A 23,479-nucleotide genomic window follows, 5' to 3' on the forward strand; every position below is an offset into this window, starting at 1 on the left:
GATATAGCAAATACAAATAATAAGGGCAGTAGTGATTGGTATCTAGCACAGTTGAGCAAATTGAGTATAGATAAAAAAGAAATACCAAATTTAATAAAACAATAGTTAAAAGTAATAAAAGAACTATATGAACCTCAATATGGCAAATATTATATCTTTACAAACTTACCTAAAGTTAAAGTAGATGACTTAAGAGAGCAAATTTTAAGGTTAATTGAAGTTATAATTTGATTGTCCATAATGAAATATTACAACAAATAGAAGAAACTTTAAACGAAAAACGATTTGTAACAATTAGTGCTTTCGCTGGAGCCGGTAAAACCACTCTAGCTATAAAATATGGAGATAGACAAACACAAGCGAAAAAGAAAATAGTACGTTTTATTAACGTAGATTCTGCAGACAAAGTCCTTGAAGCATATAGACAACTTGTTAAAGAATTTACTATTTACGTAATAGATGAAAAGGAAGAAAACATAATAAGATTAGTCCATGAGAGGATTGCTAATTTAAATTCAGCTATATTATTTATTTTTGATAATGTTGAAGATCATAAAGATATAGAGCCTTATCTTAACAGTATAATTAATATACTTAATGATAAGGCACAAGTGATAATTACTACTAAAAATAATAATTTAAGTGATGATATAGAAAATATTATATTAGTAGAGTCTTTTAGTAAAAAAGAAGCGATATTATATTTAAAGAAATCTCTAAAAAATAGATTAAACAAGAAAGATATTGATAAATTAGTAGAAGACTTTGGTAGTAACGATGCTGCATCACCTTATAGGCTATCTAAAGCAGTAGCATATTTAAAAGCAAATAAATTACTTAAAGTAAATGATTACATTAATTACTTTAAAAATAGCAAAGATGATCATATAGAAACCGTTTTATTACTACAATTATTAGAAAAATCACCTTTAGCTTGGCAGATATTTTACAATATTCTGCAGATTTAGACCCTGAGTTTATTAGTATAGAGATTTTCGAAGAATTATTTTTAATAGATAAAGAAAAGCTACAAGAACCTATAAAAAGGTTAGAAGCATTATCGATAATGAATCTAACATACCAAAATAGACAAGCCGGCTTACAATTACATAGATTAATGCAATTTATAACAAAGCAATATATAAATAAAATAAAGAACATGCGATAGATGAAAAAGAGATTTATACAAGACTAGCAGAAATCTTAGATGATTTATTTCCAATATTAACAGGTGTTCCAAGTGAAGACTGGGAAAATTCTAAAATATTTTATCCCCATGTAGTAAAAATATTAAATGATGATATTGAAATGGATAAATGTAGAAAGGCAAATTTATATCAAAAAATGGGTTATTATAATGAATATATATTATGTAAATTTGAAGAATCGTTAAAATATTATAAGAAAGCTTTAAAAATCGATCAAGAATTAGTTCATCCTTCTTTTATTGCTAGCTCTCTTAATAATATTGGAGTGATTTATGAAAATTAGATAATACATACGAAGCTATAGAGTTCTATAAACAATCTTATTTAATGTACGTCAAACTTTAGGTTTAGGTCACTACAAGGCTAAAAACTTATCTCAAAAAAATTGCACCAGAATTTATAAAAAATAATGAAACTAGAGAGTTTATATTATAAAGAGGCGATTTTGAGGAAGTTACATTAGAAATTAAACAAAAAATACAAAAGAATGTTTTAAATAAAATATATATTAATGTTGCTAAAGATAAGTGGAATAGTAAGTTCTCAATCTTAGGAAGGATATGTGTTAATGATGAAGCAATTTTAAATAAATTGCTAGCTAGTGGTTAGTGTGGCTATGTAGCTTTACCCTAATCCTGAGGAAAATAAGATTTATCCATTAAATTTTTAGCAATGTTGCTTTCTGAAAGCTTAACTGATTGAAAATATTCGGATACAAGTTTTATCACTTCATCACAAAATTCATCTTGTAGCTCTTTACTTGCGGTTGATTTTTGGTTTTGCATTAACTGTATAGCATCAGATTTTTTATGCTCTAAAAATTCTTCAATTTCTTTAGTTTTTTCTTGAATGATTTTCTTGGTAACTTCATTACTTTCTTCTATCAGTTGAGAGCGTAAAGTTTCTAATTTCTTTATTTGTGCGTTGGTGTGTTTAAAGAGCAAAGCAGCATCTTCTTTTAACTTTTCAGCTTGTAGAACTTTTTCTTGGACTTCTAAAATCTTAGCATCTAAAGAATTTAAAATGGCTTTTTTTGCCGGTCTATAAACTAAATATAAAAAAATTATAAAACTAACGGCAAGCCAGAAGCTCTCATCTAGGAAATTCATTATTTTACTTTTATATTTTGTAGTAAATTCATATCTGCTTTAGTGTCAACTATTTTTTCAATAATATTAACGGCAAGCTTTATGATTGCTGCGCTTTTATTAGTTCTAAATTGCTTAGCAGCTAAATTTATATCTTCAATGTTTTGATTTATAGCGTTTTTTAAATCTTGCTCTAGATTCTTTTTTTTAATTAAAAATTCTGATTCTAAAGAGTCTATTTTTTCTTTTTTTAGTCTATCTATTTCAGCATTTGTTTTGTCTATTTCCTCGTTATAATATTTATTTAGCTTTTCTACTTCTATGGTCAATGTATCGGCTTGTGTAATATTATCTTGAATATTTGTCTGTCTATTATTAAAAATTTCTTCAGCTTTTGGAGTTATAAATTTATAAACAAAGATATACAATAAGCCGAAAGTAACGATAAGCCAAAAAATTTGTGAATAATAGGTAGCAATATCAAATTGAGGCATCTTATTTAAAAATGAATTTTAAGAAAAAATAAGTAACATAGCAATTACAAAGGAAAAAAGTCCCATTGCTTCAGCAAGACCTGCACCGATCAGAGCCATTCTTTGTAAGTTTTCTGTAGCCGAAGGGTTTCGTGCTATTGAACTAAGTAGAGAGCTAAATATATTACTAACGCCTAAAGCTGCACCGTACATGCCGATAGCCATAAGTCCTGTACCAATAAATTTTAAAGAAACCATGTCCATAAAAAAACTCACTTTTAATTAATCAAAAAACTTTATCTAATTATCTGTATAATAGGCTTTTTGCACAACGAAGCTAATAAAAAGGAATTTGCAGGAAACACGAAGCACAGAACTGCAGAGTACAAAAAAGTACGTGAGGATTCAAGCATCGGATTGACGTACAAATTACCTTTAGAAGCAAGTTGTGCAAAAAGTCTAGTGTAAATTAATAGCATCATTAAGATACATACAAGATAAAATAGTAAAAATATAAGCTTGAAGTATTGCAACAAAAATTTCAAACCCAATTAGTATCACCATAATAGGGATTGGCAGAAATTTCAAGTAAATCATTAATGACACGGTAAAACCGGCTATTACTTTTAATAAAACATGTCCTGCCATCATATTAGCGGCAAGTCGCAATGATAAACTAACCGGTCTTGCTAAATATGTAAATAGTTCAATTACTATCATCAACGGTGCTAACCATAAAGGAGTACCATGCGGTAGAAAAAGGGTTAAAAAACGTAAGCCGTGTTTTACAAAACCGACTATAGTTACTATTAAAAATACTAGAATTGCCAAGGTAAAAGTAACGATAATATGACTAGTAGCAGTAAAGCTATAAGGTGTCATACCAAGTAAATTACAGAATAAAATGAAAATAAATAAACTAAAAACTAATGGAATAAATTTACGTCCTTTTACTCCTATATTCTGATTTAACATATCAGCTACAAGATTATAAACTATTTCAGCACTCACTTGTAATCTAGAAGGTACTAATTTCCGCTTATAAAAAGCTAAGTAAAAATAAGTTAGAGCTAAGATGCTAGCAAGTAACATATAGATACTCGAATTAGTAAAGCTGACGTCAAAACCGAACATTTTGATGTCTATTAATTTTTTGATATCAAATTGTGCTAAAGGGCTATGAGTCATTTCCTTACTTTTTATTATTTACTTTTTTCCTTATAATGTTAAAGCCGGCAATCATTCCTATTATTGTAAATATAATAAGAAATAAAGGTTTAGAATTAAAAATTTTATCCGTAAATATTCCAATTACGACACCTACCATTGTACCTGAAACTAAATCTACAGCGATAGTGAATGGGCTAATTTCTTGCCGAATTTTAGGATTAGAAAACTTAGGAGTTGTTAAGTCTTTAATTCTTGCTTTGATATCTTTTAGTTTTTCCGTATTCATTAGTTTATCTCCGTCATTGCGAGAAGACGCCATAGCCGTCGACGAAGCAATCTCAGGATATTTAACGAGATTGCCGCACAGTCTACGACTGCTCGCAATGACGATCTAAAAATTACAAGCTCATTTCATTTTTTGCTTTTTCTTTCTGCTCCTCTAAAGCTTTATCAATTGCTGTGGAAATAGTATCTATGCTATAACTTCCTGTTTGTACTCCGTTAACGAAGAAAGAAGGAGTACCTATAAATTGGGGTGCTTTTGCTACAAAATTGGTATTAGCAATTAGTATTGCAGTAATTTTATCATTATTTAAACATTGTTTATATTCTTCCGGCGAAATACCGCCAAGTTGTCCTATATCAGTTAATAATTCTCTGTATTTATTGCTATATGCCCACTTATCTTGTTGTATTAATATGATATTATGAAGTTGTGTAAAACTATTTGTATCCCCCTTGCAGCGGGCTAAAATTGCAGCATCTAAATCGTGTTTAGTAGCAATAAATTCACGAACCACATATGCAATTTTGTTAGTATCAATATATTTTTTCTTAAGTTCCGGAAAAATTGTTTGATGATAATAAGCACAATGTGGACAGGTAGGAGAAAAATACTCGACTACTATAACATTTGATTTTTTGTTACCAAGAACCATATCATTATCATCAACTTTAAAAGTGACTTTAACAGGTTTTATTGCAGGATTTTTTTGTTTGTGTGAAGCCGGCGTTGATACTTCATCAGTCTGATTATTATCATTAGCAGGAACTATTGATTCAGCCGTATTTTCAGAATTTACGGCTTCCTGATTCGTTTCTTTATAAGTTTCGTTATTTTGAGTTTCGTGCTCTATTATTTGTTTTTCCTCATGGTTCTTATCTTGTGCTTTTTCTTCTGAACAGCTACTCAAAAATAATAAAAATATTAGTATAGTAAAAATACTTCGCATATTTATTCCTTTAACTTATTAATATTATCTACAATAAGATCGTATCAATTTTATTTCAATAAAAATCTCTACTTTATAATAAAAGAAAAATGTGTTATGCTATAGAAAATAATAGTCTAACATTAAGTTCTTAGGCACTAAAACCACTACGGAGGAATTAATAATGGCAAATACAACACAATCCGAACAAAAACCTGAGTTTAAAATAGGCCAGAGAATTGTCTATCCTGCACATGGAGTTGGTGAAATAACAAATATAGAATATCATACTATTGCAGGTACTGAAATTAAAGTATATGTAATTTCCTTTTCGCAGGATAAAATGACATTAAAAGTGCCTGTTAGTAGAGCTGCGGTTGTTGGTCTTAGAGCGGTTGCAAGCAGAAAAGATTTAGATGTCATATATTCAACTCTTCAAGGTAAACCAAAACAAGGAAATAGAATGTGGAGTAGAAGAGCCCAAGAATATGAAGGCAAAATTAACTCAGGTAATATTGTAGCTATAGCCGAAGTATTACGGGACTTACATAAAAATGTTGATAATGATCGTTCTTACAGTGAAAGAACACTCTACGAATCAGCTTTAAATAGACTTGCAGGCGAGCTTGCTATCCTTGAAAACATCCACCCAACCGAAGCAATTAATAAGTTAGTTGAAGTATTGCGTGAAAAATTAGTAGCATAGTTATACTCGTTCAACTTGAAAATTGACTGTGTAGTCTTTGTAAATCCTCGGATGCTCACGTGTTAAAAGTATACGCTCTGCTCCTCGGCTTACAGGCTCCTTGCTCTTTTCCAAGTTGAGCTTCGTATAGCTACTCTTCATTTACTCGGATTATATTTTTTATGGATTGGCTGTAGTCTACGACTACTCGCAATAACGAAAAAGCTGATCCATTCAACAAAGCAGACTTGACACGAACATTTTAATTACTCTACTAACAGATAATTCATCCGGAATTTCTCAAGGGATGTATTAACTACATAGTCAACAAATTCTTTTAATAATTTTGGATCTGTTACTTCCTGTCCTTTATCGTCACGAGCAGTTAAAAGTTTTGAATTAATTTTTTCAAGAACGCCTTTCTTAATATCATCAATATTATGCGTACCGTCTAACATTTCTAAAATATATTTTTCATGTATCGGTATACCTACCATATCGTTAAGTCTATTAGTGACGCTAAACACGCTAGTTACATTATTAAAATATGCTTGTTTTGCTTGGTATCTTGCAAATTCGCTAGTTTTAGGTTTTTCGGTTATAGTTGCTATAGCATGAGGTTTTGTCTCAAATATTTTGAGATAACCTTGAAAAATGAATATGATAAAATGCTGTTCTAATGCTGCTAAGAAATCTTGTAATTGATATTTACCAAGCTTTTTAAAAGCTTCTTTTGCTACTTGTTCTAAGCTTATCGGATTGCTAATATTTTCGGCATATACATATAAAATAGCTTTCATGATCGGCGAAGTGGTTGAAATAAAAGGCTCAGGTAAATTTTCGTAATAGAAGCTAACATTTTCCTGTTCGTTAGTTAAATCAACAGCTTTTTCTAGAATTACCGGTCTAATATTAAGGCTAGTAAAAAACTCTTTTAAATTATTAAATTCAATTTTTCTGTTTATAGGTATGTTTTGATGACATAATAATGTCGAGCGGAACTTTCTATTAGTGATAAAATCCATATATTGCTCAGTACGAACAATATCATTAACTGCTTGTAGCTTTTCTGCTGCCTGAGTAGGTAAATTACCGATAAACATTGCAGTAAGCGACGTATCACCTAAGTAATTTAGATGATTTTTTTGAGCTTTTTCTATGAATTGGTGAAAATATATACCTGTATTAATTTCGCCTAAATATTCATGTAACACATATGAGTCCGTATATGCAGATAATAATTTTGTTTCATCTCGTAAGAAATTAGAATAAGGCGTTGTGGAGCTTTCTAATGAGTCATTGATGAACTTTAAAAGTAATTTAGCTTGCTGTAATTTATCATGGCTAGTATTAAATAGCTCTGAATGGAACATAATCATTTCACGTATTGTGCTCTGCATATTCCAGCCCGGGAGCGTATTATAGCTTACAAAAGCTATGCCGTTCGGATTTAGCAGTTTATTACAGACTTTGAGTATTTTATCTTGTACTTCTTCAGGTACCCATGAATATACGCCGTGACAAACTATGTAATCAAACTTACCGTATGACTCATCAAGGTCCAATATAGATAATGCCTTTAGTTCGGCATTTTTTATTTTCAAATCACTGATAATTTTTTTACCTAATTCTATTTGTGTTTTGGATAAGTCAACACCTAGAGATTGTGATTTAGGATATGTTTCAGCAAAGTTAAGCAGATTAACACCGATTCCACAACCGAGTTCAAGTATTTTAGCAGTTTCAAGAGGTGGAGGGTTTAGCCCGAATAGTTTGCCGATAGTTCTTAAATAAGGTGGGGAGGTATAACTGAAAGTAAATGGAGAATAAGGTACTTCATCATAGGATATTTTATTAGCTTGTTTTGTCATAGTATTTACATAAATTAAAAATCAATTTTAAGCAGTTTCAAAAGATTAAGCAATATATTTATATACAAAAAACTTTAAATTTAACTAATGCTCATATAATATGTAAGTGAAGTGCAATTTTATTTTATGAAAAATAATAATAGTTATTTTGGTTTTTTAAGAGGTGCGATAAAAATCAAGAAGGATGAAATTTTTCTTGTGAATCTGATTGGGATAGTGCTTTATTGTATGGATCAGAAAATACTCTTGATTTCATTCCCGCTTTTAGCGGGTGTTGTTACATGGTATGAGAAAAGTGTTCAATGTCATTCCTGCGGAAGCAGGAATCCAGCATAAAGCGAGATAAATCGAGCTTTTAATTTCAAAAATTTGCTGCATTTAATACTTTTTTTCTGGATTCCTGCTTTCGCAGGAATGACATTATTAAACAAACTATAACTTAATCAATTGTGCTTTAGTTGCAAAATTTTCTATTCCCTCTAGATTGGTAGTGGTAACCCATAGTTGCATGTTTAAGCCGGTCAAAAATTCGATTAAATATTGACGTCTTTTGTCGTCTAAATGCACAAAGACCTCATCTAAAAGTAAAATCGGTGCTATTTTAGTTAGCTTTATAGCATAATTCATTTCAGCAAGGATTATTGCAATTAATATAGCTTTTTGTTCACCGGTAGAACAGAATTTGGCTAAGATATTTTTCTTTTGATGCTTTACTAAAAAGTCACTTTTATGAACTCCAAAACTAGTGCGACCAAGTAGTTTATCTTTGCTTCTTGTTTGATAAAGTTCTGCAGTAATAAAACTAACAATATTTTCTTTGCCGTTTAATATTTTTTGTTCAACAATGCCGTCAATCGATAAATCGGCTTTTGGAAATTCATTTTCAAGGTCATCTATTGCTTGCTGCATAAATTCTAAGGTTTTTAAGCGATTATTAGCAATATGGTTAGAAATATCAGCCATCTTTTCTTCAATAATTTTAAGCCAATTATCATCTCTTATATCTTCTACTAGAATTTTATTTCTCTCATGCATGTAATATTCGTATTTACTCACTAGCTCTGCATGCTTTGGATCAAAATTATAAACTATTCTATCAAGAAATTTTCTTCTATCATTGCTACCGCTTGTAAAGATTCCTTCCATGTGTGGAGTCAGCCATACCATGCTAGTGAATTTACTTAACTCATTATTGGCTATTTTACTTTCGTTATACTCAGTTATCCTTCTATTAGAACTACGTTTAAATTGGGTGGTAAATTCTGCAAGTCCTAGCTTACTTTGCAATAGAGCTTTAACTAGACAATGATCTTCTGAAGTTTTGCATACATTGGCAAGTTTTGCTGATCTCAGCCCTCTTCCTGGATAAAATAGCGATATAGCTTCTAAAATATTAGTTTTACCGCTACCGTTTTCACCTATTAAAATTATTGGTGTATTATCTGTTTTTAGTTCAAGATTTTTAAAATTACGATAATTCTCAAGACTTAAGGAATGTAGGAAGATATTTTTCATTTTATGAAAGAATAATAGTTAAATTATTGATACGTTGCATTTATACCGTCTAGAAATTGCCATAGTAGTTTTGCTCCTTGATATGCTAATGTTTGTTCTTTTGAGCTTAAATTATTAATCAAATTTGCACATTCTTGTGTATGCCATTGATCAACTTTACTATGAACAATGAAAAACTGTAAAGTTCTGTAATCTGAATTTCCATAAAATTTTTGTAATCCTTGAATTTTAGAGTCAGATACTTTAGGAGTCTGACGCTCATAAGCATAAAGTACTCCAAGACCTATAGAAAAAGATTCCTCTGTTAATTTAATAATCTTGAACAAGTTTTTGAGTTGAGTCTAATTTAGGTTCTGAAGTGTGTTGGCTTCTTAAACATCCAAGTCCTTTAGCAAAACGTTTCCATAGTTCCGGGTGATTCACCTTGTTCTTCTTCTATAAGATTACCAAGTAATATTTGTCTAGCTTGTATATCACTACATTTGGAATGTATTGCACTTAATATAACGTGGGAAAGCTGTAACGTGATGATAATATTCTTTTGTGTAAATTTGTAAAGTAGAATGAGTAAGTTTTCCCATATGCCATAATTGAAAAATGGATGATTTAAGAGGTTATATTGCTCAAGATTTTTATATTAAGCTGTTCTAAAAATTTCATCTTACCTCCTCTTAGTAAATTTATAAATCTGATAATTGTTTGTTTTATCTATTATTACAGAATGCCATTCTGCTAAAAGATTAAGAGGCAAAAAAGTATCTCCATCATAATTTTTATTTATTTTTGTAAGTAAAAATTCATCAATAAGATTTTGTTCTAGGAAAAGAGTTGCTATTTCTGTCCCTCCAACCATAAAAATTTTTTTATCAGTAAAAGGTTTTATTACCTGCCAAAAATCATCTAAGGATTTAATAAAAAATATATTATTATAAGATTGTAATGGTGTATTTCTTGAAAAAACAATACAAATACAATTTTTTAAAATCTTTGTGGGTATAGAGTCAAAGGTTTTTCGTCCCATGACTATAATATTATTTTTTACCGTCTGATAAAAATATTCAAACTCCTTAGTATAAGACCAAGGCATCTGACCTTTATTACCTATCACCCCTTGTGGGTCACATGCCATTATACCGATGATTTTTCTATTTTTCATAAGATATAGTTAATCATATGGTCTGCTACAAAAAATTTTTTATGCTCTATAACATTATGCACTCGTAAATAATCAACTACGTTTTCCATAAATATTTTGATATTGCTATTATTTCTAAGTCTCTTTCCGATGCTTTGGAATTATAAAAAGCGGAAATATAAGATTTTCGTGAGTGTCCTAACAATATCTCACATCCTAGATTTTTAAATTCTTTAATATATTGTAATATATAAATTTTGATAAACGGATTTTCCAAAACCAATTCCAGGATCAAGAATGATATTTTTTCTATCAAATCCACATTTTTCTAATTTTGTTATTTCTTGCTCTGTCTATATATTTAAGCTAGCAAGCGGAGATTTATCGAAATCAAGACATTTTTGTTTTTGCGGTGGAACAGTTAATGAATGCATAGTAATAATTTTACAATTATAATCGGCAATTAATCGTAATGTATAATCATCTAGATTATTTTTAACCAAGTTGATATAGGAAATAGGGTATTTTTTTAAAACACGTTTAATTACTTCAGGAGTAAAACTATCAATACTGACTATAACTTCTTTTTCCTTTATAACTTCCTTAAGCTCTTCAAGAACATTATTGAGCCTTGCATATTCTTCATCTTCATTAATAATTAAAGCAGAAGGACGTGTTGATTGTGATCCAAGCTCAATTATTATAGCCCCTTCATTATGAAAACTCAATCCTCCATCAGAAAAAGAATCAGGAGTAATGTTTAAAATACCGACAAATTGAGGATTTAAAACAAGAGAGCCTATAACTCCTTGATTTTCAATTAAATGTGCTATTTCTGCAAAGGTTTTATTGTTGTAAAAATTATTGATCGGACATGAATAACGACATTCCAAGCTTAAACCTGCAATTAGATGAATAAGAAACGGTTTGTTTAATAATTCAGGATGCGGTTTAAATCAGGTAAATCTATATGGCAATTATTCCAAAGTAGGATATCTAAATCAATAACTCTTGGAGACCATTTATCGTAAGAGCTTGCTCGACCTAGTTGTTTTTCAATCTTTTTAAGCTCAATTAGAAGTTTACTAGGCGTTAAAGTACTTTTGCCCTGCACCACCATATTTAAATATGATTTATCCCAAGCTTTATCTGCATCAGGTTGTAGAATAGCTTGTGTTTCAAAAATAATAGATTGCTTAAGCGATATAAAATTACAACTTTTTAGTGAATTTAGAGCTTTTTTAATATTTAAAAGTTTATTACCTAAATTACTGCCTATAGAAATATAAATCATAGTGTCTCCTTTCCTGAATAAGAAAAAGAAACGCCGCCATGCACTCCTGAAACCGGTGATTTTAATTTAGTAACGGTTACGTTTAGAAAAATCTTTTCTAATTTAGATTCGATAAAATTTTGATAAATAATATCACATATATTTGTGCGGCTAAATACTCGATAAGATTAAAGTGATTTTCTTGAGAAAGTTTTTGTACTAGCCGTACGATTTTTGCATAACAAACAGTATCGTTTATATTATCCGTTACAGTAGCAAGGGGAGGAGTTGAGAGAAAGAGTTTTATGTTAATTTTTACAGGTTGAGCGTGGTGTTTTTCTTGAGTACTGCAGCCAAGATGTACCCAAGTTATTAGTTCCGCAATATTAAGTTTACATGAATAATTTAAGTTGAAAGCTTGATACCTATCATAATATTAATGTTAGTTTAGTATAAGCTCTGTATAAAAAGATACAATAGTTAAATTGATATACCGCCACTTTTTTTAAAGCCGACATGAGCTTTTTCAAGTTTTTTAATAAGTCTAGGTGAATATGATTTAATTTCTTTTTCCTTGCCGCCTTCATATTTTTTAGCGAGTTTCATGCCCCCTTTGATCATATTATAGGCGAAGTTCATTAGCTTCGTTTCGCCTGCTATTCTTTTTGGGTTCATAAACATATAAATTTGGTAAACGGCAAAGCTTTTTAATAAACGTTTTAAGTCTATTCTAGCTTGTTTGGTTAAACCTTGTAATTTGTCTTTTGGGTTTGTAAGGTTTTTATTAGCATCTCTAACTATTTTAGAATGCTGATGCATTAAATAATTACTGACTTCGGCAACATTCTTGTTAATGAGCTTCTCATCCATTTTAAGCTTTAAGTTTTTAGTTTTACCTAAATACTTACGGATTAATAAGATAATCCGACTTTGCAGTTGAGTTAAATCCATAGTTTGTTCATTTAAGATAGAAAGCATTCGTTCCATCTCATACTCAAATTCTTCATTTTGGCTTAATTCTTCAAAAATTTCCTCTACCTCTTTACTTTCAAGTACAAGATCGTCACTAATACCCATTAATGCATCTTTTATTTGATCAGCAATTTTTTTGGTATCTTCGGAAAATTGATTATTTGTCATAATCTAATTCATCGTTAAATATAGCTATTTTTATACTAGCACCACATTTCTGCTTGTCTATTAAAATTGTATTAAGAGATATTAAATTTTTCTCATTGAGGCTAACTCTGAGGAATTATAACAAGCACCTAACATATTGCTAGAATCTTCATTATTATCATAATATGGTCTAAATGAAGAATTAAGGTGTAAATAATCGAACTTAAGTAAAGGTTCTTTAAAGTATGAATCATGTGACCGGCTTGTCGTAATATTCGTATAATTAGTTTCTAGTTTTTCTTCTTTAAATTTTTCTGCTAAATTTTTATATTTTTCAGTTTTTTGTATAAATTTAAGTTGACTACACGGTGAAGAAATTATTGATGTTAACTCTTTAGACAAATCATATAATATTCCATAAGGTTTAGGTCTTCCTTGTTCTTCTATGAGAGCTTTCGTATTAAGACAAAATACTTTTAGTGAATCTTGCAGACTTTTTTCTGATATATCTAGATTATATTGGTTATAAAAATCACCTTGGCTTGAATATAATTCAATTATTTCTGATGCTAATTTAGCTTCTTTTGCTGTATTTTCTTTTTTAGTTCTGATTCTTTTAGATGTAATAATTCATTAAAAGCTTCTTTTGCATAAGATATATGAGTAGTATTTTTAAAATATTCTAAAGCTTTTACATAATTTCCGCTCTTAAATTCAATCTTCCCAAGTTTTATATTTGCCTCTTCAGAACCAAGGTTAGCAGCGTTTTCATACAATCCTATTGAGTCTTTAGATAGTTTTGTTGAGCCATTAGGTGTACAGATTTGTGCTTGTTGACAATAAATTTTTGCTAATTGATGTGTATATAAGTTTTCGTTTTTATAACAATCATTAATAGATTTGTGAGTTTCTTTTAGTAATTTTTCTAATAAATTATAAATAGGTAGCGCTTGATCAGGTAACACAGGCTGATGTAAAAGCTTATCATATATTACTTTATCGAGATTTTGAGATATTGCTGTAATAGATTTAGAGGCGGTAATATACTTCCAAAGAGATTTAGCTTCTTGCTTGCTGACTGAGCCTATTAGTTTTTCTAAATTACTAATGCTATTATTTATAGTTATACCTAATATATTATTAAAATTCTTAAAACTCTTTGTTAAAAATAATTTAATATTATCTAAATTTTCAACATCAGTGCTAGAATTGTTAATATGCTGTAAAAAGTTTTTTAAGTTATATATATATTATTGATTGCTTTTAAGTCTAAAACATCGTTATTTTTGATATCTTCATAAAATTTTTCAATAGTCTCATTTAATTTGTTATAAAATGAATCTTTATCTTTGCATATTGTATGCTTAAATGATTCTAATAACTTTTCTTTTATATTATATGCCCCGAGGTAAATAAATCGTTAAACCATTTTGCAGAATTAAGTGTAACCAAATTTTCTTTTTTGGAAAATTTGATGTTAGATAAATATTTAAGGTAATTTAGAAGATTCTCTAATTTATTTTCTGATTTCGGTGTTTCTAAAGGCTGATTTAATTTTTTAATGGTTTTTAAGAAATTGCCTATAGTTTTGGCATTGTCTTCTAACTGTTTATAATAATTTACTATATCTATTAATTGTTTCAATTTGTCTGTTTTAGGCAAAACATCTTCAAAACTTAAATTAATTATTTTCTATATATGTCTTAAGCTCATTGATACTAATTGGTACTTCTTTATTAATTATATTTATAGAATTTAAAATATATGTTAAATTTTCGCCGTCGATTGTTATTTTATTATATTCATCTAGAATGATATAATTATCATCTCTAATCTTTAATAGCTTTGTATAGTCTTTTGCTTGCTCGCTAGCTTGAAGTAAAAATAGAATCTTTTATTTTATTAATGATACTCTTTTGTTCATCGCTAAAATTACCGAGTTTTATAGTGTCATCAATAATTTTAGATATACGAGTATGATTATTGCTTGCTTGGGCTATCAGTCACTACTATAGATAAATTACCTTCATTTATATCAATATAATTTAGTAAATTGTTCAAATATACCGACAAGTTTTTCTAGATTGGTTTTGACAAGGGAAAAGTTAGAGTTTTTGGTTTCAATATTTTTTATTACTAATATAAATTTAGTAGGAGTCGTACTTAGAATTTTTTGTAGGAAAAATTTGTCAATAGTAGATTCAGAGGATGAATTAGCAGCATCCAAATAAGAACTGTTATATGTTAAATATTTTGCGTTTTTTATATAAAAACTATCTAAAATATTTGAACTTGTGGTTAGACTTTTTTTGAGCAGTCCCAATCTCCATACTCATTACTTTCTAATATTAATTCACTGTCTTTAAGAAAATTAGCTATGAGCTTTAAATCTTCTTTCTCTTGCCCTAATATAATTATAGCTTTATTACTCCTATCAATAATAGATTCATATTTCTCACTATCTTTATTAATTAAGTCGATAAAATTTTTATCCTTTACATATTGGATATAAAATGTTCCATTTCTGCTTCCTTTATTTCTTCTTTTTTCAACATCATTATATCCCTCATATTTTCTGCTTTATTGTGTTCAATATTATTTGTTATTTCAAACGAATTTTGATTTAGGAGTGTTTGTATCAGTTGAGTTGCATTGTTGTTGTCATTTAGCATTTGAAATAGTACTATCTACTATTTCCGTATGTTCTTGTTTTTTAAAGTTATCATTTAAACGTTTTACATAAACGGTATAATTGTACATAATTAATCCGTTTCTTAGTTGTTTTTTATTTAATAATCTTAACTCAAAAAATTTCAATTTAGTTAATAAATTAATTAATTTTAACTAAAAATATCACAATTTAGATATTACGATATTTAATATACTGTAAAGATGATTTTTATTGCATATATGATAAGAATAAGTTTTATTATAAATAAATATTAATAATTACTTAGGTTATGAGAAATAATAAAAACCAAATGTATATTATAAAAATTTTTATAGCCCTAGCTATGATTACGGGCATAATATTTTTATGTTTATTGTATTCTTCATTAACTCCGTCTAAGCTTAAGATTGGTGCGAAAACTAGTAATATGGACGATTCGCCTAAAATTAAGTTTACTCTTATAGATCAAGAAGGAAAGAAATTTGATAGTACCCATTTGCAAGGTCATTTAAGTTTGATTTATTTTGGTACTACCTATTCCTTATATGACAATCAAACACTAAAAAGAGTAGAAGATATTATTAAGATTTTGAAGAAAGAGAATATTTTAGTACAAGTAGTTTTTATTACTCTAGATTCTGAGCATGATACAAGTGAAGTATTAAAAAAATATTTAGAAAAAATAGATGATAATTTTATAGGTTTAACAGGGAGAGTCCAAGATATTGAACAATTAGCAGATCAATTTAAGGTCTTCTATAAATCCAAAATATTTGATGTAAAAACAAACAAATATGAATTACAACATTCTAATTTTGTGTATTTAATTAGCAGTCAGGGAAAATTTTTAAAGCATTATTGCTTAGGCTTACCGAAAAATGGTTAACAAATAATCTCTAAGCATTTCCTATTTGTGATGAGAAATGTATTTCATCAATGCCTAAGTGTTTTAATGCATTATGCCATTTACTTTCAGGATTATCGGCAAAAATAAATTCTTTATTACAATCCATAACCAGCCATAGATTTGTCTCTAATTCTTCTTCAAGCTGCCCTGGTTTCCATGCTGTATAACCGACAATGAATAAGCTATTTTTAGGTCCTTTACCGAAAGCTATATCTTCTGAAATTTCTAAATTAGAGCTTACTGCTAAATCATTATGGAAATCCAATAACAAATTTTTATTATAATCGCTAGAATGAAGAAAAAACCCTTTTTCATGTTCTACGGGTCCGCCAAGATATATAGGAACCATAACCGGGGTTGTTATTTCGTCATTTTTTATTTTAAAAAACGATTTTAAATCTATATGATTTACTAAGCGGTTAAATATTAATCCTATTGCTCCTTCTTCCGTGTGTGATAACATATAAATTAAGGATTTATGGTAAATGCCTTTTGTAATGACATGCGGTGTAGCAACTAGTGTTTTACCGGATAAGTTATGAAAAATTTTATCGCTCATAAATTAAACTTTAATTATATAATATATAAGATTTAAATCCAATTATTCAATAGAAGTTAACAATAATGATCACATTTTTTGATATTACTATTTTTGCTATTATTACTCTTTTCTCATTTTGCGGCTTATATCAAGGCATAATCGGGTTTGCAACTAGAATACTCGGTTTTATTACTTCTATAATGTTAGGATATTTTTTATATCCATATATTTCTGACCTAATCGGGAAATATATGGATAATGAGGTTATAAGCATAATTATTGCCGGTGTTATATCTTATGTTATTGCTTTAATTTTATGTGTTTTTATAGTTTATAAATTTCTTGCTATAATTTCATTTATGAGAAACGGTTTTATTGACAGATTCTTAGGGTTATTAGCAGGATTTGCCGTAGGTACTACTATCTCGTTAGTACTATTTTTTATAACAATGATCTTTACTTCTGAAAACTATTTTAAAAGTAAATCTTTAAAAGATTTTGTAGTAAGTAGCAAACAGAGCAAATATGGAGGAGTACTGAAAGTTGCCGTTACCACTGATTATTTAGATAAATTAAGTAAAAATATTATAGTTATAATTCCAAACGAGACTTTAAAATCCATTGAAATATTTGAAAATAAAGACCTAAATAATTTCAAAAACTCTCTTAAGAAATCTAATGATTCTAACGATGATGAGGATGTATTTTCTCGAGAATTACAAGATGAGCTTTCTAATATAGATGATGAATAGGATGTTATTTTGACGTCATTGCGAGGAAATTACGACATTATTGTGCGGATCGAAAAACGCACTCGGTGTCATCCCGTGGTTTGACCACGGGATGACAACGGAAAACTGATCCACACGGGCAATGCCTGCTCGCAATGACGATTACCTACCAAACAAACACCATAACCCCTACCTTTCATTAAACCAGCCTATTTCCCTTAAATTTCATAAATCACGCCATCGTAAATAATTAATAAATATTAACTAATAGTAAATTTATTTATTAATTATTGTGCGTCGTAAATAAATGCGTCGTAAATAAATAGTGTATAATGACCGATAAGTTAAGTGGTAAAATCATTAAAAGCAATAAATTATAGGGGAAATTATAACTAATAAGAACAAAATTTTTTTAATAAACTTTTACTAGCAACCAGTAGGGCTGCTTGCAAGCATGGGAGGCTTTGCGGTGGATATTATTCCGGCGGGAAATCCATCTTCTAATATAGGTACGATGCATGATTGAAGATATAATCACAACCATTATCTTCCACAAGATAATGACAATATTATTATCGCAGAAAATAACCATATGGTTAATGTTGCCCAAAATATTAATATTAATGATATTAATCTTTATGGTTTTAATGGGGTATTTACTATTATTGAAGGCAATCCAACTACAAGAGTTAGTATTAACAATATAACTAACGTTGACAATCTGCAAACTCAAAGGGCAGTTCAAAATGCTTTAGTAGCACCTCTTGCATATGGCGCTAATAATAATGCAGAAGCAAAGCTAAAGCTTATAAGCGGTAATGGAACAGGTTCTGAGCTAACCATTACCGGTAATGATATTAGTGCCGTTGAATCTATTGAGCTTGTATTTAAAGAAAAAGTTGATATGAAACATCGCAACGGCAGTGTAATAGATACAGGGAATTTAGAGTTTATAAGTTTTGGGAAGGTAAGGGTTAATAAAGGTTTTACCGGTAATATTACTACTACTAAAACTATGAGAGGAGAGGTAACTTTCGTAAAGATTCCTGATATTTATGAAATCGGCTCACAAACCAAACAAGTTTCTAAAGTGATGTTTGAAGGTAATCATGAACACAAATTGCATAATGATATTCATTCTAGACAAACTAATTTTGATTCGGGAACTTATAATATTCGCACTCAGGACATTACAATTAACGGTAATGCTAACGTTAATGGCTCGACATTCGATCTTAGACGTAACGTAATTCTTATCGGTGATGTAGTACTTGAAGGTAATATTACTATAAATGCTTTAGGAGAAAGCGGTATAGTTTTTCACAATCTCCCTAGGGCATTCTGTACAAATATTGTGATTAATATTAATAGGGCTCACACGGCGAATGATGTAGCCGCCCTATCAATTTTGAGGATGAGTAATGGAGATGGATTGGTTCCTAATGGATATACTTATACTGCAGCAAACCGGTACAGGTGTGAATAATATGTATGTCGCTGGTAAGTCCGGTAACTTAACTACAGGGATTGCAGGCATAAAATTAACCGCTCCTAAGAGATTATCAAACGATACTCAAATAGTACCGGGACTACATGCTTCTGTAGAAAATAGCTTTAGCAATAAGCAACCTAAGATGAAAGCTAGATTTATTTGGGCAGATAATTACTTTGAGAACACTACAATTAGCAGCACACCGAAAGTCGGCTATAATGTAGGTGCAAGTTTACTTACCGCTCATAAGAATATTGAGCTATTTGCAACGTATAACTGTAATTTACGCAGCAAATATAATAGCCACCAAAGGTTCATAAAGTTAAAGATATTGTTCTAAAAATATCATTCCTGTGCGGGATACCAAATCGTCATTGCGAGCAGCCGTAGGCTGCGTGGCAATCTCATGAAATAATAACAAACTCCTGAGATTGCTGCGTCAAATTACTTTGTAATTTTCCTTGCAATGACGAAAAAACAATATCCACGCCAATGCCTCATCGCCTTGTGAATTCCTTGCTCTTTTTGAAGTTAATCTTTGTCTACCATTCTTCATTTCACATCAGTATACTCATAATTCCCTAACCGGTTTTAGTACTAACTTTTTGTTACTAAAGATATTGATTTTAGAAAAGAAATTACTTTTTGGCTTTTTAAAATCACGTTGATAATTTTCACCGGTGATAGCATTATAGCTAGTAATTAAAGAAGGTATAACCTCGTTATAATATATTTTATACAGGTCATGCATAGTTTCTTTGGTAGTTAAATATCCCCATTTTATGGTTTGTTGCGGTACTCTTGCTAAGGCTTCAATGCAGGCTATCGCTTCTTCAATTTCAGGGTTTTTATTTTTATACACGTCAGCTGCCGGTGATAAATTAGCTTGCATATCTTTAAACATAGCATCAATCATTAATGCCATATATTCATCGGTTTTAAATTTTCTTACAAATATTAGATTATTCCTACTGCTATAATTTAAAAGCCGAAATTTATATATAAAAATCATGAATTTTATAGCATAAACTTTTAAGCCGCTAACTTTATTTGCATTATAAAATTTAAGTTTCGTTTCATAATCTAATTGCTTTTTCATACCTGCTTTAAGGAGCTTGCTCAGCAAATTATGACAATGTATTATATCATTTTTTCTAGCAATTCGTACTTTATCGGTAGCTTTAGTACCGGAAAAATTAGCCGAATGGCGAGTTATTTGCCTGCCTTTATCATCTCTCTTTATATCGGCAAAATGCCCAAGCTCTTGGGCTGCGATAATCTGAAGTCTTGCTGCTGCAGCAAAGCCGTTGCCGTAAGTCGGATGATCTTTATTGTTTTCAGCAAAAGGATTACCGCCGCATGAAACAAAAATAGCTACGTCCTTGCCGTTAGTGCTTTGCATACCGCTATTACCGCCTACTCGTTGCCAGCTAACCATATCCATCATATCGCCGATATTATGTGAGTAGGTAAGAAATACTTCCGTCTTATTAAGAAGAAGCCACCTTATTACGATCGGATGAGCCGACTGAACAAAAATACGTGCTAGCATTTCGGTTACTTCTTTCTTAACCGGCTGTAGCTTTTGTATTTGCTTTTTTAAATTATCGAAAATTGATTTTATTTTTTGATCTGAAGCGGAATTTCTGTATAAATTTTGAAAAAGCTTGGTAGTTTCAGGGATTAAATGCGGGCTTGTTAGCTCTTCTTGACTAACCATTAAGCTTATATTAAGAGCAGGTTCGGTAAACCTTGCAAAATTGCAGCAATCATCGGTATCTATCCGTAATTTACCGGACTTAATTAATTGCATAGCCAAATGCTCATACTCTATTTCCATGTCCTGCTTATAAATAGCAGGAACACGGTCAAGAATGTGATATATGCTAGTCATTTTAAAAATTTAGTGGTTATTTTCTACATTACTTGTTGGTAGTACATCATCATTTTCGTCTATATTTAAAGGTATGAGCTCTAAGTTAAATACAAGCTCAGGTTCATTAGGTACGTGCTTCGGTTTAGGTTCTTCTTCAAATATGAGGTTTACAACAACATCTACCTTAGGGAATACTGAAATTTATCTGACGATTTTAACTTTAGTGCATCTAATGGTTTTTGTCTACCATCTTTATTTTTAATACATATGTTAATTGCCTCTCTCCTAAAAAATAAATGAGGATAATCATCGAAAATTTTTGTAATTAGCTCCGGCTGTTGCTCGCTAAAATATTTGCGACATACCTTATTACCATATCTAAATATTTTATATGCTAAGAATAAGACAAAACAACCTTGTTCTTCTTCAGTAAATTTATCAGCAAAATATTTTTGATTAAGAAAATCTTCAACTCCTCTTCTGATGCCGGTTGAAGAAATCGCTATTTTTTTTAAAGTGGTTTTAAGCAATCAACCGAAAAGCAAGATATCTTTATACTTCGCAGCTGTCCGCTTTTTGCTTTTTCAGTTATTATTTCAGATTCAGGTACTTGCTTTTCCATTTGCCATAAATCGTACTCTACATTGCCGGGAGTAGTTTTCTTTATATCATCCCATGATGTGCTTAATACTTCTTTTGTAGTAGTTAAAATTTGATTTAACAACGATTTAGAACTCTTTAATATATCCTCTGCATGATGATACATATAACTAATCAAAGAAATAGTATCTTGAAACGCTAATTTTTCCATAGGATTACTATTATTGTTTATTAATCATTTTACAAAATTTAGTAAGTACATCTCATAGCTTTTTTTCTTCCTTAGAGTTAAACATATTATCACCGGCATCATGCAGAACTGCTATTAGAGCAGTGGCAATAGAATTTAAAAAACCGGACGCTGCTATGTCGCCAAGATAACAAACCCATTTTATAAGAGAAGAGGCACTCACACGTTAAATACCCTGCATCATGAACTACTAGGCCGCTACTTACAGCACTAGCAGCAATACATACATTGTTGTAAAGCCATATTAAAACATTTATAATATTCTTCTAATTTAGGGTTAATGACTTTCAATTCTTTAATTTGGTTGTTTATATCTGCAGTATACCCAAAATTTGCAGATTGTAACATTTTTTTATGTCTGCAATTGCTTGCGCATGTCGAGCTATATCGTGGTCATGTTTAGCTATTATGCTTATTAATGCATTTAATGTTTGACTCACTTCTATTATATCATGCGAATCTTTATTATTAAACGAAGTTAATTGACTACTATCTCTCGATAACATTGGTGAATTATTAGTTTTATTAAGTTCTGGAGTTATTTGACTGAGAATTTCCTGAAATTCTTCCTCATTCTCTGGACAAGATATATATATTTCTTAAGTACAGTACCAGCTTCGCTTAATTTGCCTCCTTTATAAAAAGCTTTTCCTAATAAAACATCAGTATCTTTAGGTTTAGATGTATATAGAGCTGTTTGTCGTAATGAAGCTACTGCCTTAAGGTAAAGGTTTGTTTGTTCCACATTATTATAATACTCTCCCCAACACAAGTAAGTGATGTCTTCATAATAATAGATATTTAGAAAACCTTTATATTGTTTAATTTAAGGTAAATATATTAAGTGCTTCCTTATATTCATTTTTACTTAAAAGTTCTCTTCCTTTAGAGATTCGATCTCTTTCATATTCTAATCTATTATTAGTTAATTGTTTAAATCATATTATGGCCGCCGTTGATAGAAATAGTCTCACCTGTGATAAATCCGGCATTTTCATCAACTAAAAATGCCACGGCTCTAGCTATTTCTTCCGGCTGTCCTAGTCTTTATTTTGGGGATAATATTAACGATTTTAACAAGCACGTCTTCGGGTACTGCTCCTACCATTTCGGTTGCAATATACCCTGGAGCTATATAGTTAATGGTGATATTTTTAGAAGCAGTTTCACGAGCAAGGGCCTTAGTAAAGCTGATAATTCCAGCTTTAGCAGCAGAGTAATTAGTCTGCCCAACCTGCCTTGCTTGAGCATTAATTGAACTGATATTTATTATACGACCGTAATCTTGGTTTCGTATCTGCTCCATTACGCTACTAGACATATTAAAGCAAGAATTGAGATTAACGTTAATCACATCATTCCAATCTTGATTACTCGTTCTATGTAGCATTTTATCTTTGGTAATACCGGCATTATTTACAAGAATACTTACCGGTTTTTTAAACTCCTCTTCAATTTCCTTTACTGCTTTTCTACATTCTTCAAAATCCGCAATATTCTAGCGTTTGGTTTTTATACCGTATTTTTCTTCTATTTCTTTAGCAGTGTCGTAATTGCTGAAAAAATTAGCAACTATCGTAAGACCCTTATTTTTTAATTCTAAAGCGGTAGCTTTACCTATTTCTCTAGTACCGCCTGTTACAATTGTAAGTTCTGACATTAT

Annotated in this window: 34 protein-coding genes and 4 pseudogenes; 10 read left to right on the forward strand and 28 right to left on the reverse strand. The window is 30.1% G+C overall.

Going from position 1 to position 23,479, the window contains the following annotated elements:
* Nucleotides 1–227: 227 nt before the first annotated feature.
* The 3 genes from RSA_RS00110 (at nucleotide 228) to RSA_RS00120 (ending at nucleotide 1,491) form a co-directional block, all read left to right on the forward strand.
* On the forward strand, nucleotides 228–968 hold the full coding sequence (locus RSA_RS00110; RefSeq protein ID WP_012150251.1) for an NB-ARC domain-containing protein: 741 nt from the start codon (nucleotides 228–230) through the stop codon (nucleotides 966–968).
* A complete protein-coding gene (locus tag RSA_RS00115) occupies nucleotides 935–1,168 on the forward strand; it encodes a hypothetical protein (protein ID WP_012150252.1) in 234 nt (77 codons plus the stop codon). The genes RSA_RS00110 and RSA_RS00115 overlap by 34 nt, the downstream gene beginning before the upstream one ends.
* A 140-nt stretch (nucleotides 1,169–1,308) precedes the next feature.
* Entirely contained in the window at nucleotides 1,309–1,491 is a 183-nt protein-coding gene (locus RSA_RS00120) for a tetratricopeptide repeat protein (RefSeq protein ID WP_010976710.1), read from the forward strand.
* A 346-nt stretch (nucleotides 1,492–1,837) separates the two neighbouring features.
* Here the strand turns inward: RSA_RS00120 and RSA_RS00125 are convergent, their stop codons facing one another.
* The 3 genes from RSA_RS00125 to RSA_RS00135 are packed head-to-tail and all read right to left on the reverse strand — an operon-like array spanning nucleotide 1,838 to nucleotide 3,033.
* Nucleotides 1,838–2,317 carry a F0F1 ATP synthase subunit B gene (locus RSA_RS00125; RefSeq protein WP_014364334.1) on the reverse strand — a complete coding sequence of 160 codons (480 nt, stop codon included), beginning with the start codon at nucleotides 2,315–2,317 and terminating at the stop codon, nucleotides 1,838–1,840.
* The gene (locus RSA_RS00130) at nucleotides 2,317–2,790 is read right to left on the reverse strand and encodes a F0F1 ATP synthase subunit B family protein (RefSeq protein WP_014362683.1); all 474 of its coding nucleotides are present in this window, start codon (nucleotides 2,788–2,790) and stop codon (nucleotides 2,317–2,319) included. The genes RSA_RS00125 and RSA_RS00130 overlap by 1 nt, the downstream gene beginning before the upstream one ends.
* A gap of 18 nt (nucleotides 2,791–2,808) precedes the next feature.
* Entirely contained in the window at nucleotides 2,809–3,033 is a 225-nt protein-coding gene (locus RSA_RS00135) for a F0F1 ATP synthase subunit C (RefSeq protein ID WP_010976714.1), read from the reverse strand.
* Between the two features lie 60 nt (nucleotides 3,034–3,093).
* On the opposite strand from RSA_RS00135, the gene RSA_RS06900 reads away from it, so the two are divergent.
* Nucleotides 3,094–3,237, forward strand: a complete 144-nt coding sequence (locus RSA_RS06900) for a palindromic element RPE1 domain-containing protein (RefSeq protein ID WP_081498196.1) — start codon at nucleotides 3,094–3,096, stop codon at nucleotides 3,235–3,237.
* On the opposite strand, the gene RSA_RS00140 is transcribed toward RSA_RS06900, so the two are convergent.
* From RSA_RS00140 to RSA_RS00150, 3 genes are all read right to left on the reverse strand, one after another.
* Nucleotides 3,229–3,957 (reverse strand): F0F1 ATP synthase subunit A, encoded by a 729-nt coding sequence (locus RSA_RS00140; RefSeq protein WP_012150256.1) that lies wholly within the window; start codon nucleotides 3,955–3,957, stop codon nucleotides 3,229–3,231. The two genes, RSA_RS06900 and RSA_RS00140, sit on opposite strands and share 9 nt — an antisense overlap.
* A gap of 4 nt (nucleotides 3,958–3,961) precedes the next feature.
* The gene (locus RSA_RS00145) at nucleotides 3,962–4,225 is read right to left on the reverse strand and encodes an AtpZ/AtpI family protein (protein WP_012719316.1); all 264 of its coding nucleotides are present in this window, start codon (nucleotides 4,223–4,225) and stop codon (nucleotides 3,962–3,964) included.
* Nucleotides 4,226–4,337: 112 nt separating this feature from the next.
* Nucleotides 4,338–5,171 (reverse strand): DsbA family protein, encoded by an 834-nt coding sequence (locus RSA_RS00150; protein WP_014364335.1) that lies wholly within the window; start codon nucleotides 5,169–5,171, stop codon nucleotides 4,338–4,340.
* A gap of 163 nt (nucleotides 5,172–5,334) precedes the next feature.
* On the opposite strand from RSA_RS00150, the gene RSA_RS00155 reads away from it, so the two are divergent.
* The gene (locus RSA_RS00155; RefSeq protein WP_014364336.1) at nucleotides 5,335–5,856 is read left to right on the forward strand and encodes a CarD family transcriptional regulator; all 522 of its coding nucleotides are present in this window, start codon (nucleotides 5,335–5,337) and stop codon (nucleotides 5,854–5,856) included.
* Nucleotides 5,857–6,101: 245 nt separating this feature from the next.
* Here the strand turns inward: RSA_RS00155 and RSA_RS00160 are convergent, their stop codons facing one another.
* Nucleotides 6,102–7,706 (reverse strand): methyltransferase regulatory domain-containing protein, encoded by a 1,605-nt coding sequence (locus RSA_RS00160; protein WP_014364337.1) that lies wholly within the window; start codon nucleotides 7,704–7,706, stop codon nucleotides 6,102–6,104.
* Nucleotides 7,707–7,832: 126 nt separating this feature from the next.
* Between RSA_RS00160 and RSA_RS00165 the strand changes: the two genes are divergently transcribed.
* Nucleotides 7,833–8,042 (forward strand): hypothetical protein, encoded by a 210-nt coding sequence (locus RSA_RS00165; protein ID WP_014364338.1) that lies wholly within the window; start codon nucleotides 7,833–7,835, stop codon nucleotides 8,040–8,042.
* 96 nt (nucleotides 8,043–8,138) lie between these two features.
* Here RSA_RS00165 and recF read toward each other — a convergent pair whose 3' ends face one another.
* The 13 genes and pseudogenes from recF to RSA_RS08730 form a co-directional block, all read right to left on the reverse strand.
* Complete coding sequence (recF, locus tag RSA_RS00170) at nucleotides 8,139–9,221, reverse strand: DNA replication/repair protein RecF (RefSeq protein ID WP_012736443.1); 1,083 nt, start codon at nucleotides 9,219–9,221, stop codon at nucleotides 8,139–8,141.
* 23 nt (nucleotides 9,222–9,244) lie between these two features.
* Nucleotides 9,245–9,547 carry an iron-containing redox enzyme family protein gene (locus RSA_RS00175; protein WP_014364339.1) on the reverse strand — a complete coding sequence of 101 codons (303 nt, stop codon included), beginning with the start codon at nucleotides 9,545–9,547 and terminating at the stop codon, nucleotides 9,245–9,247.
* Nucleotides 9,548–9,882: 335 nt separating this feature from the next.
* Nucleotides 9,883–10,377 carry a dihydrofolate reductase gene (locus RSA_RS00180; protein WP_004996932.1) on the reverse strand — a complete coding sequence of 165 codons (495 nt, stop codon included), beginning with the start codon at nucleotides 10,375–10,377 and terminating at the stop codon, nucleotides 9,883–9,885.
* A pseudogene (locus RSA_RS10165) lies at nucleotides 10,374–10,633 on the reverse strand (dihydropteroate synthase). The gene RSA_RS00180 and the pseudogene RSA_RS10165 overlap by 4 nt, the downstream one beginning before the upstream one ends.
* A pseudogene (locus RSA_RS09165) lies at nucleotides 10,590–11,249 on the reverse strand (dihydropteroate synthase). The pseudogenes RSA_RS10165 and RSA_RS09165 overlap by 44 nt, the downstream one beginning before the upstream one ends.
* A gap of 38 nt (nucleotides 11,250–11,287) precedes the next feature.
* On the reverse strand, nucleotides 11,288–11,650 hold the full coding sequence (gene folK / locus RSA_RS09170) for a 2-amino-4-hydroxy-6-hydroxymethyldihydropteridine diphosphokinase (RefSeq protein WP_231284236.1): 363 nt from the start codon (nucleotides 11,648–11,650) through the stop codon (nucleotides 11,288–11,290).
* Nucleotides 11,651–11,747: 97 nt separating this feature from the next.
* The gene (locus tag RSA_RS06915) at nucleotides 11,748–12,014 is read right to left on the reverse strand and encodes a dihydroneopterin aldolase (protein WP_228368905.1); all 267 of its coding nucleotides are present in this window, start codon (nucleotides 12,012–12,014) and stop codon (nucleotides 11,748–11,750) included.
* Between the two features lie 95 nt (nucleotides 12,015–12,109).
* Nucleotides 12,110–12,769 (reverse strand): DUF5394 family protein, encoded by a 660-nt coding sequence (locus RSA_RS00195; RefSeq protein ID WP_012150266.1) that lies wholly within the window; start codon nucleotides 12,767–12,769, stop codon nucleotides 12,110–12,112.
* Between the two features lie 81 nt (nucleotides 12,770–12,850).
* On the reverse strand, nucleotides 12,851–13,150 hold the full coding sequence (locus tag RSA_RS00200; RefSeq protein ID WP_041472313.1) for a hypothetical protein: 300 nt from the start codon (nucleotides 13,148–13,150) through the stop codon (nucleotides 12,851–12,853).
* A gap of 167 nt (nucleotides 13,151–13,317) precedes the next feature.
* The gene (locus RSA_RS00205; RefSeq protein WP_041472314.1) at nucleotides 13,318–13,713 is read right to left on the reverse strand and encodes a hypothetical protein; all 396 of its coding nucleotides are present in this window, start codon (nucleotides 13,711–13,713) and stop codon (nucleotides 13,318–13,320) included.
* 424 nt (nucleotides 13,714–14,137) lie between these two features.
* On the reverse strand, nucleotides 14,138–14,410 hold the full coding sequence (locus RSA_RS00210; protein WP_014364340.1) for a hypothetical protein: 273 nt from the start codon (nucleotides 14,408–14,410) through the stop codon (nucleotides 14,138–14,140).
* A 373-nt stretch (nucleotides 14,411–14,783) separates the two neighbouring features.
* Nucleotides 14,784–15,071 (reverse strand): hypothetical protein, encoded by a 288-nt coding sequence (locus RSA_RS00215; RefSeq protein ID WP_012150270.1) that lies wholly within the window; start codon nucleotides 15,069–15,071, stop codon nucleotides 14,784–14,786.
* A gap of 172 nt (nucleotides 15,072–15,243) precedes the next feature.
* Complete coding sequence (locus RSA_RS08730; protein ID WP_012150271.1) at nucleotides 15,244–15,420, reverse strand: hypothetical protein; 177 nt, start codon at nucleotides 15,418–15,420, stop codon at nucleotides 15,244–15,246.
* A 288-nt stretch (nucleotides 15,421–15,708) separates the two neighbouring features.
* Here RSA_RS08730 and RSA_RS00220 point away from each other — a divergent pair, with 288 nt between their 5' ends.
* Nucleotides 15,709–16,305 (forward strand): SCO family protein, encoded by a 597-nt coding sequence (locus tag RSA_RS00220; RefSeq protein WP_014364341.1) that lies wholly within the window; start codon nucleotides 15,709–15,711, stop codon nucleotides 16,303–16,305.
* A 10-nt stretch (nucleotides 16,306–16,315) separates the two neighbouring features.
* Here RSA_RS00220 and RSA_RS00225 read toward each other — a convergent pair whose 3' ends face one another.
* Nucleotides 16,316–16,885 (reverse strand): YqgE/AlgH family protein, encoded by a 570-nt coding sequence (locus RSA_RS00225; protein WP_012150274.1) that lies wholly within the window; start codon nucleotides 16,883–16,885, stop codon nucleotides 16,316–16,318.
* 65 nt (nucleotides 16,886–16,950) lie between these two features.
* On the opposite strand from RSA_RS00225, the gene RSA_RS00230 reads away from it, so the two are divergent.
* The 3 genes from RSA_RS00230 (at nucleotide 16,951) to RSA_RS00240 (ending at nucleotide 19,430) form a co-directional block, all read left to right on the forward strand.
* Entirely contained in the window at nucleotides 16,951–17,619 is a 669-nt protein-coding gene (locus RSA_RS00230) for a CvpA family protein (RefSeq protein ID WP_014364342.1), read from the forward strand.
* Nucleotides 17,620–18,190: 571 nt separating this feature from the next.
* Nucleotides 18,191–19,084, forward strand: coding sequence for a hypothetical protein (locus RSA_RS00235; RefSeq protein WP_014364343.1), 894 nt, complete (start codon nucleotides 18,191–18,193; stop codon nucleotides 19,082–19,084).
* Nucleotides 19,041–19,430, forward strand: a complete 390-nt coding sequence (locus RSA_RS00240) for an autotransporter domain-containing protein (RefSeq protein WP_014364344.1) — start codon at nucleotides 19,041–19,043, stop codon at nucleotides 19,428–19,430. The genes RSA_RS00235 and RSA_RS00240 overlap by 44 nt, the downstream gene beginning before the upstream one ends.
* Before the next feature lie 231 nt (nucleotides 19,431–19,661).
* Here the strand turns inward: RSA_RS00240 and RSA_RS00245 are convergent, their stop codons facing one another.
* The 7 genes and pseudogenes from RSA_RS00245 to RSA_RS08220 all read right to left on the reverse strand — a co-directional run bounded on the left by RSA_RS00245 (nucleotide 19,662) and on the right by RSA_RS08220 (nucleotide 23,476).
* Nucleotides 19,662–20,984, reverse strand: coding sequence for a DUF2748 family protein (locus tag RSA_RS00245; protein WP_014364345.1), 1,323 nt, complete (start codon nucleotides 20,982–20,984; stop codon nucleotides 19,662–19,664).
* Between the two features lie 9 nt (nucleotides 20,985–20,993).
* Nucleotides 20,994–21,496, reverse strand: a pseudogene (locus RSA_RS00250) (hypothetical protein).
* On the reverse strand, nucleotides 21,478–21,777 hold the full coding sequence (locus tag RSA_RS09175; protein ID WP_041472316.1) for a hypothetical protein: 300 nt from the start codon (nucleotides 21,775–21,777) through the stop codon (nucleotides 21,478–21,480). The pseudogene RSA_RS00250 and the gene RSA_RS09175 overlap by 19 nt, the downstream one beginning before the upstream one ends.
* 52 nt (nucleotides 21,778–21,829) lie before the next feature.
* Entirely contained in the window at nucleotides 21,830–21,979 is a 150-nt protein-coding gene (locus RSA_RS09180; protein ID WP_231284237.1) for a hypothetical protein, read from the reverse strand.
* 145 nt (nucleotides 21,980–22,124) lie between these two features.
* Complete coding sequence (locus RSA_RS09185; RefSeq protein ID WP_014364347.1) at nucleotides 22,125–22,322, reverse strand: hypothetical protein; 198 nt, start codon at nucleotides 22,320–22,322, stop codon at nucleotides 22,125–22,127.
* Between the two features lie 32 nt (nucleotides 22,323–22,354).
* Complete coding sequence (locus RSA_RS10170; protein ID WP_331270648.1) at nucleotides 22,355–22,588, reverse strand: hypothetical protein; 234 nt, start codon at nucleotides 22,586–22,588, stop codon at nucleotides 22,355–22,357.
* 161 nt (nucleotides 22,589–22,749) lie between these two features.
* Nucleotides 22,750–23,476: pseudogene (locus RSA_RS08220) on the reverse strand (SDR family oxidoreductase).
* Nucleotides 23,477–23,479: the final 3 nt, after the last annotated feature.

This window comes from Rickettsia philipii str. 364D (assembly GCF_000283995.1).
GTDB classification, from domain to species: Bacteria; Pseudomonadota; Alphaproteobacteria; order Rickettsiales; family Rickettsiaceae; genus Rickettsia; species Rickettsia rickettsii.

Bases quoted from the DNA above. Each gene is read 5' to 3' on its own strand.
- RSA_RS09185 (WP_014364347.1), bottom strand. From the start codon at position 22,322: ATGTTATCGAGAGATAGTAGTCAATTAACTTCGTTTAATAATAAAGAT.
- recF (WP_012736443.1), bottom strand. From the start codon at position 9,221: ATGAAAAATATCTTCCTACATTCCTTAAGTCTTGAGAATTATCGTAAT.
- RSA_RS00160 (WP_014364337.1), bottom strand. From the start codon at position 7,706: ATGACAAAACAAGCTAATAAAATATCCTATGATGAAGTACCTTATTCT.
- RSA_RS08730 (WP_012150271.1), bottom strand. From the start codon at position 15,420: ATGCTAAATGACAACAACAATGCAACTCAACTGATACAAACACTCCTA.
- RSA_RS00150 (WP_014364335.1), bottom strand. From the start codon at position 5,171: ATGCGAAGTATTTTTACTATACTAATATTTTTATTATTTTTGAGTAGC.
- RSA_RS00240 (WP_014364344.1), top strand. From the start codon at position 19,041: ATGGATATACTTATACTGCAGCAAACCGGTACAGGTGTGAATAATATG.
- folK (WP_231284236.1), bottom strand. From the start codon at position 11,650: ATGATTTATATTTCTATAGGCAGTAATTTAGGTAATAAACTTTTAAAT.
- RSA_RS00125 (WP_014364334.1), bottom strand. From the start codon at position 2,317: ATGAATTTCCTAGATGAGAGCTTCTGGCTTGCCGTTAGTTTTATAATT.
- RSA_RS00245 (WP_014364345.1), bottom strand. From the start codon at position 20,984: ATGACTAGCATATATCACATTCTTGACCGTGTTCCTGCTATTTATAAG.
- RSA_RS00165 (WP_014364338.1), top strand. From the start codon at position 7,833: ATGAAAAATAATAATAGTTATTTTGGTTTTTTAAGAGGTGCGATAAAA.
- RSA_RS09175 (WP_041472316.1), bottom strand. From the start codon at position 21,777: ATGGAAAAATTAGCGTTTCAAGATACTATTTCTTTGATTAGTTATATG.
- RSA_RS00140 (WP_012150256.1), bottom strand. From the start codon at position 3,957: ATGACTCATAGCCCTTTAGCACAATTTGATATCAAAAAATTAATAGAC.
- RSA_RS00145 (WP_012719316.1), bottom strand. From the start codon at position 4,225: ATGAATACGGAAAAACTAAAAGATATCAAAGCAAGAATTAAAGACTTA.
- RSA_RS00225 (WP_012150274.1), bottom strand. From the start codon at position 16,885: ATGAGCGATAAAATTTTTCATAACTTATCCGGTAAAACACTAGTTGCT.
- RSA_RS00130 (WP_014362683.1), bottom strand. From the start codon at position 2,790: ATGCCTCAATTTGATATTGCTACCTATTATTCACAAATTTTTTGGCTT.
- RSA_RS00220 (WP_014364341.1), top strand. From the start codon at position 15,709: ATGAGAAATAATAAAAACCAAATGTATATTATAAAAATTTTTATAGCC.
- RSA_RS00155 (WP_014364336.1), top strand. From the start codon at position 5,335: ATGGCAAATACAACACAATCCGAACAAAAACCTGAGTTTAAAATAGGC.
- RSA_RS00120 (WP_010976710.1), top strand. From the start codon at position 1,309: ATGGATAAATGTAGAAAGGCAAATTTATATCAAAAAATGGGTTATTAT.
- RSA_RS00135 (WP_010976714.1), bottom strand. From the start codon at position 3,033: ATGGACATGGTTTCTTTAAAATTTATTGGTACAGGACTTATGGCTATC.
- RSA_RS00195 (WP_012150266.1), bottom strand. From the start codon at position 12,769: ATGACAAATAATCAATTTTCCGAAGATACCAAAAAAATTGCTGATCAA.
- RSA_RS00180 (WP_004996932.1), bottom strand. From the start codon at position 10,377: ATGAAAAATAGAAAAATCATCGGTATAATGGCATGTGACCCACAAGGG.
- RSA_RS00235 (WP_014364343.1), top strand. From the start codon at position 18,191: ATGGTTAATGTTGCCCAAAATATTAATATTAATGATATTAATCTTTAT.
- RSA_RS00230 (WP_014364342.1), top strand. From the start codon at position 16,951: ATGATCACATTTTTTGATATTACTATTTTTGCTATTATTACTCTTTTC.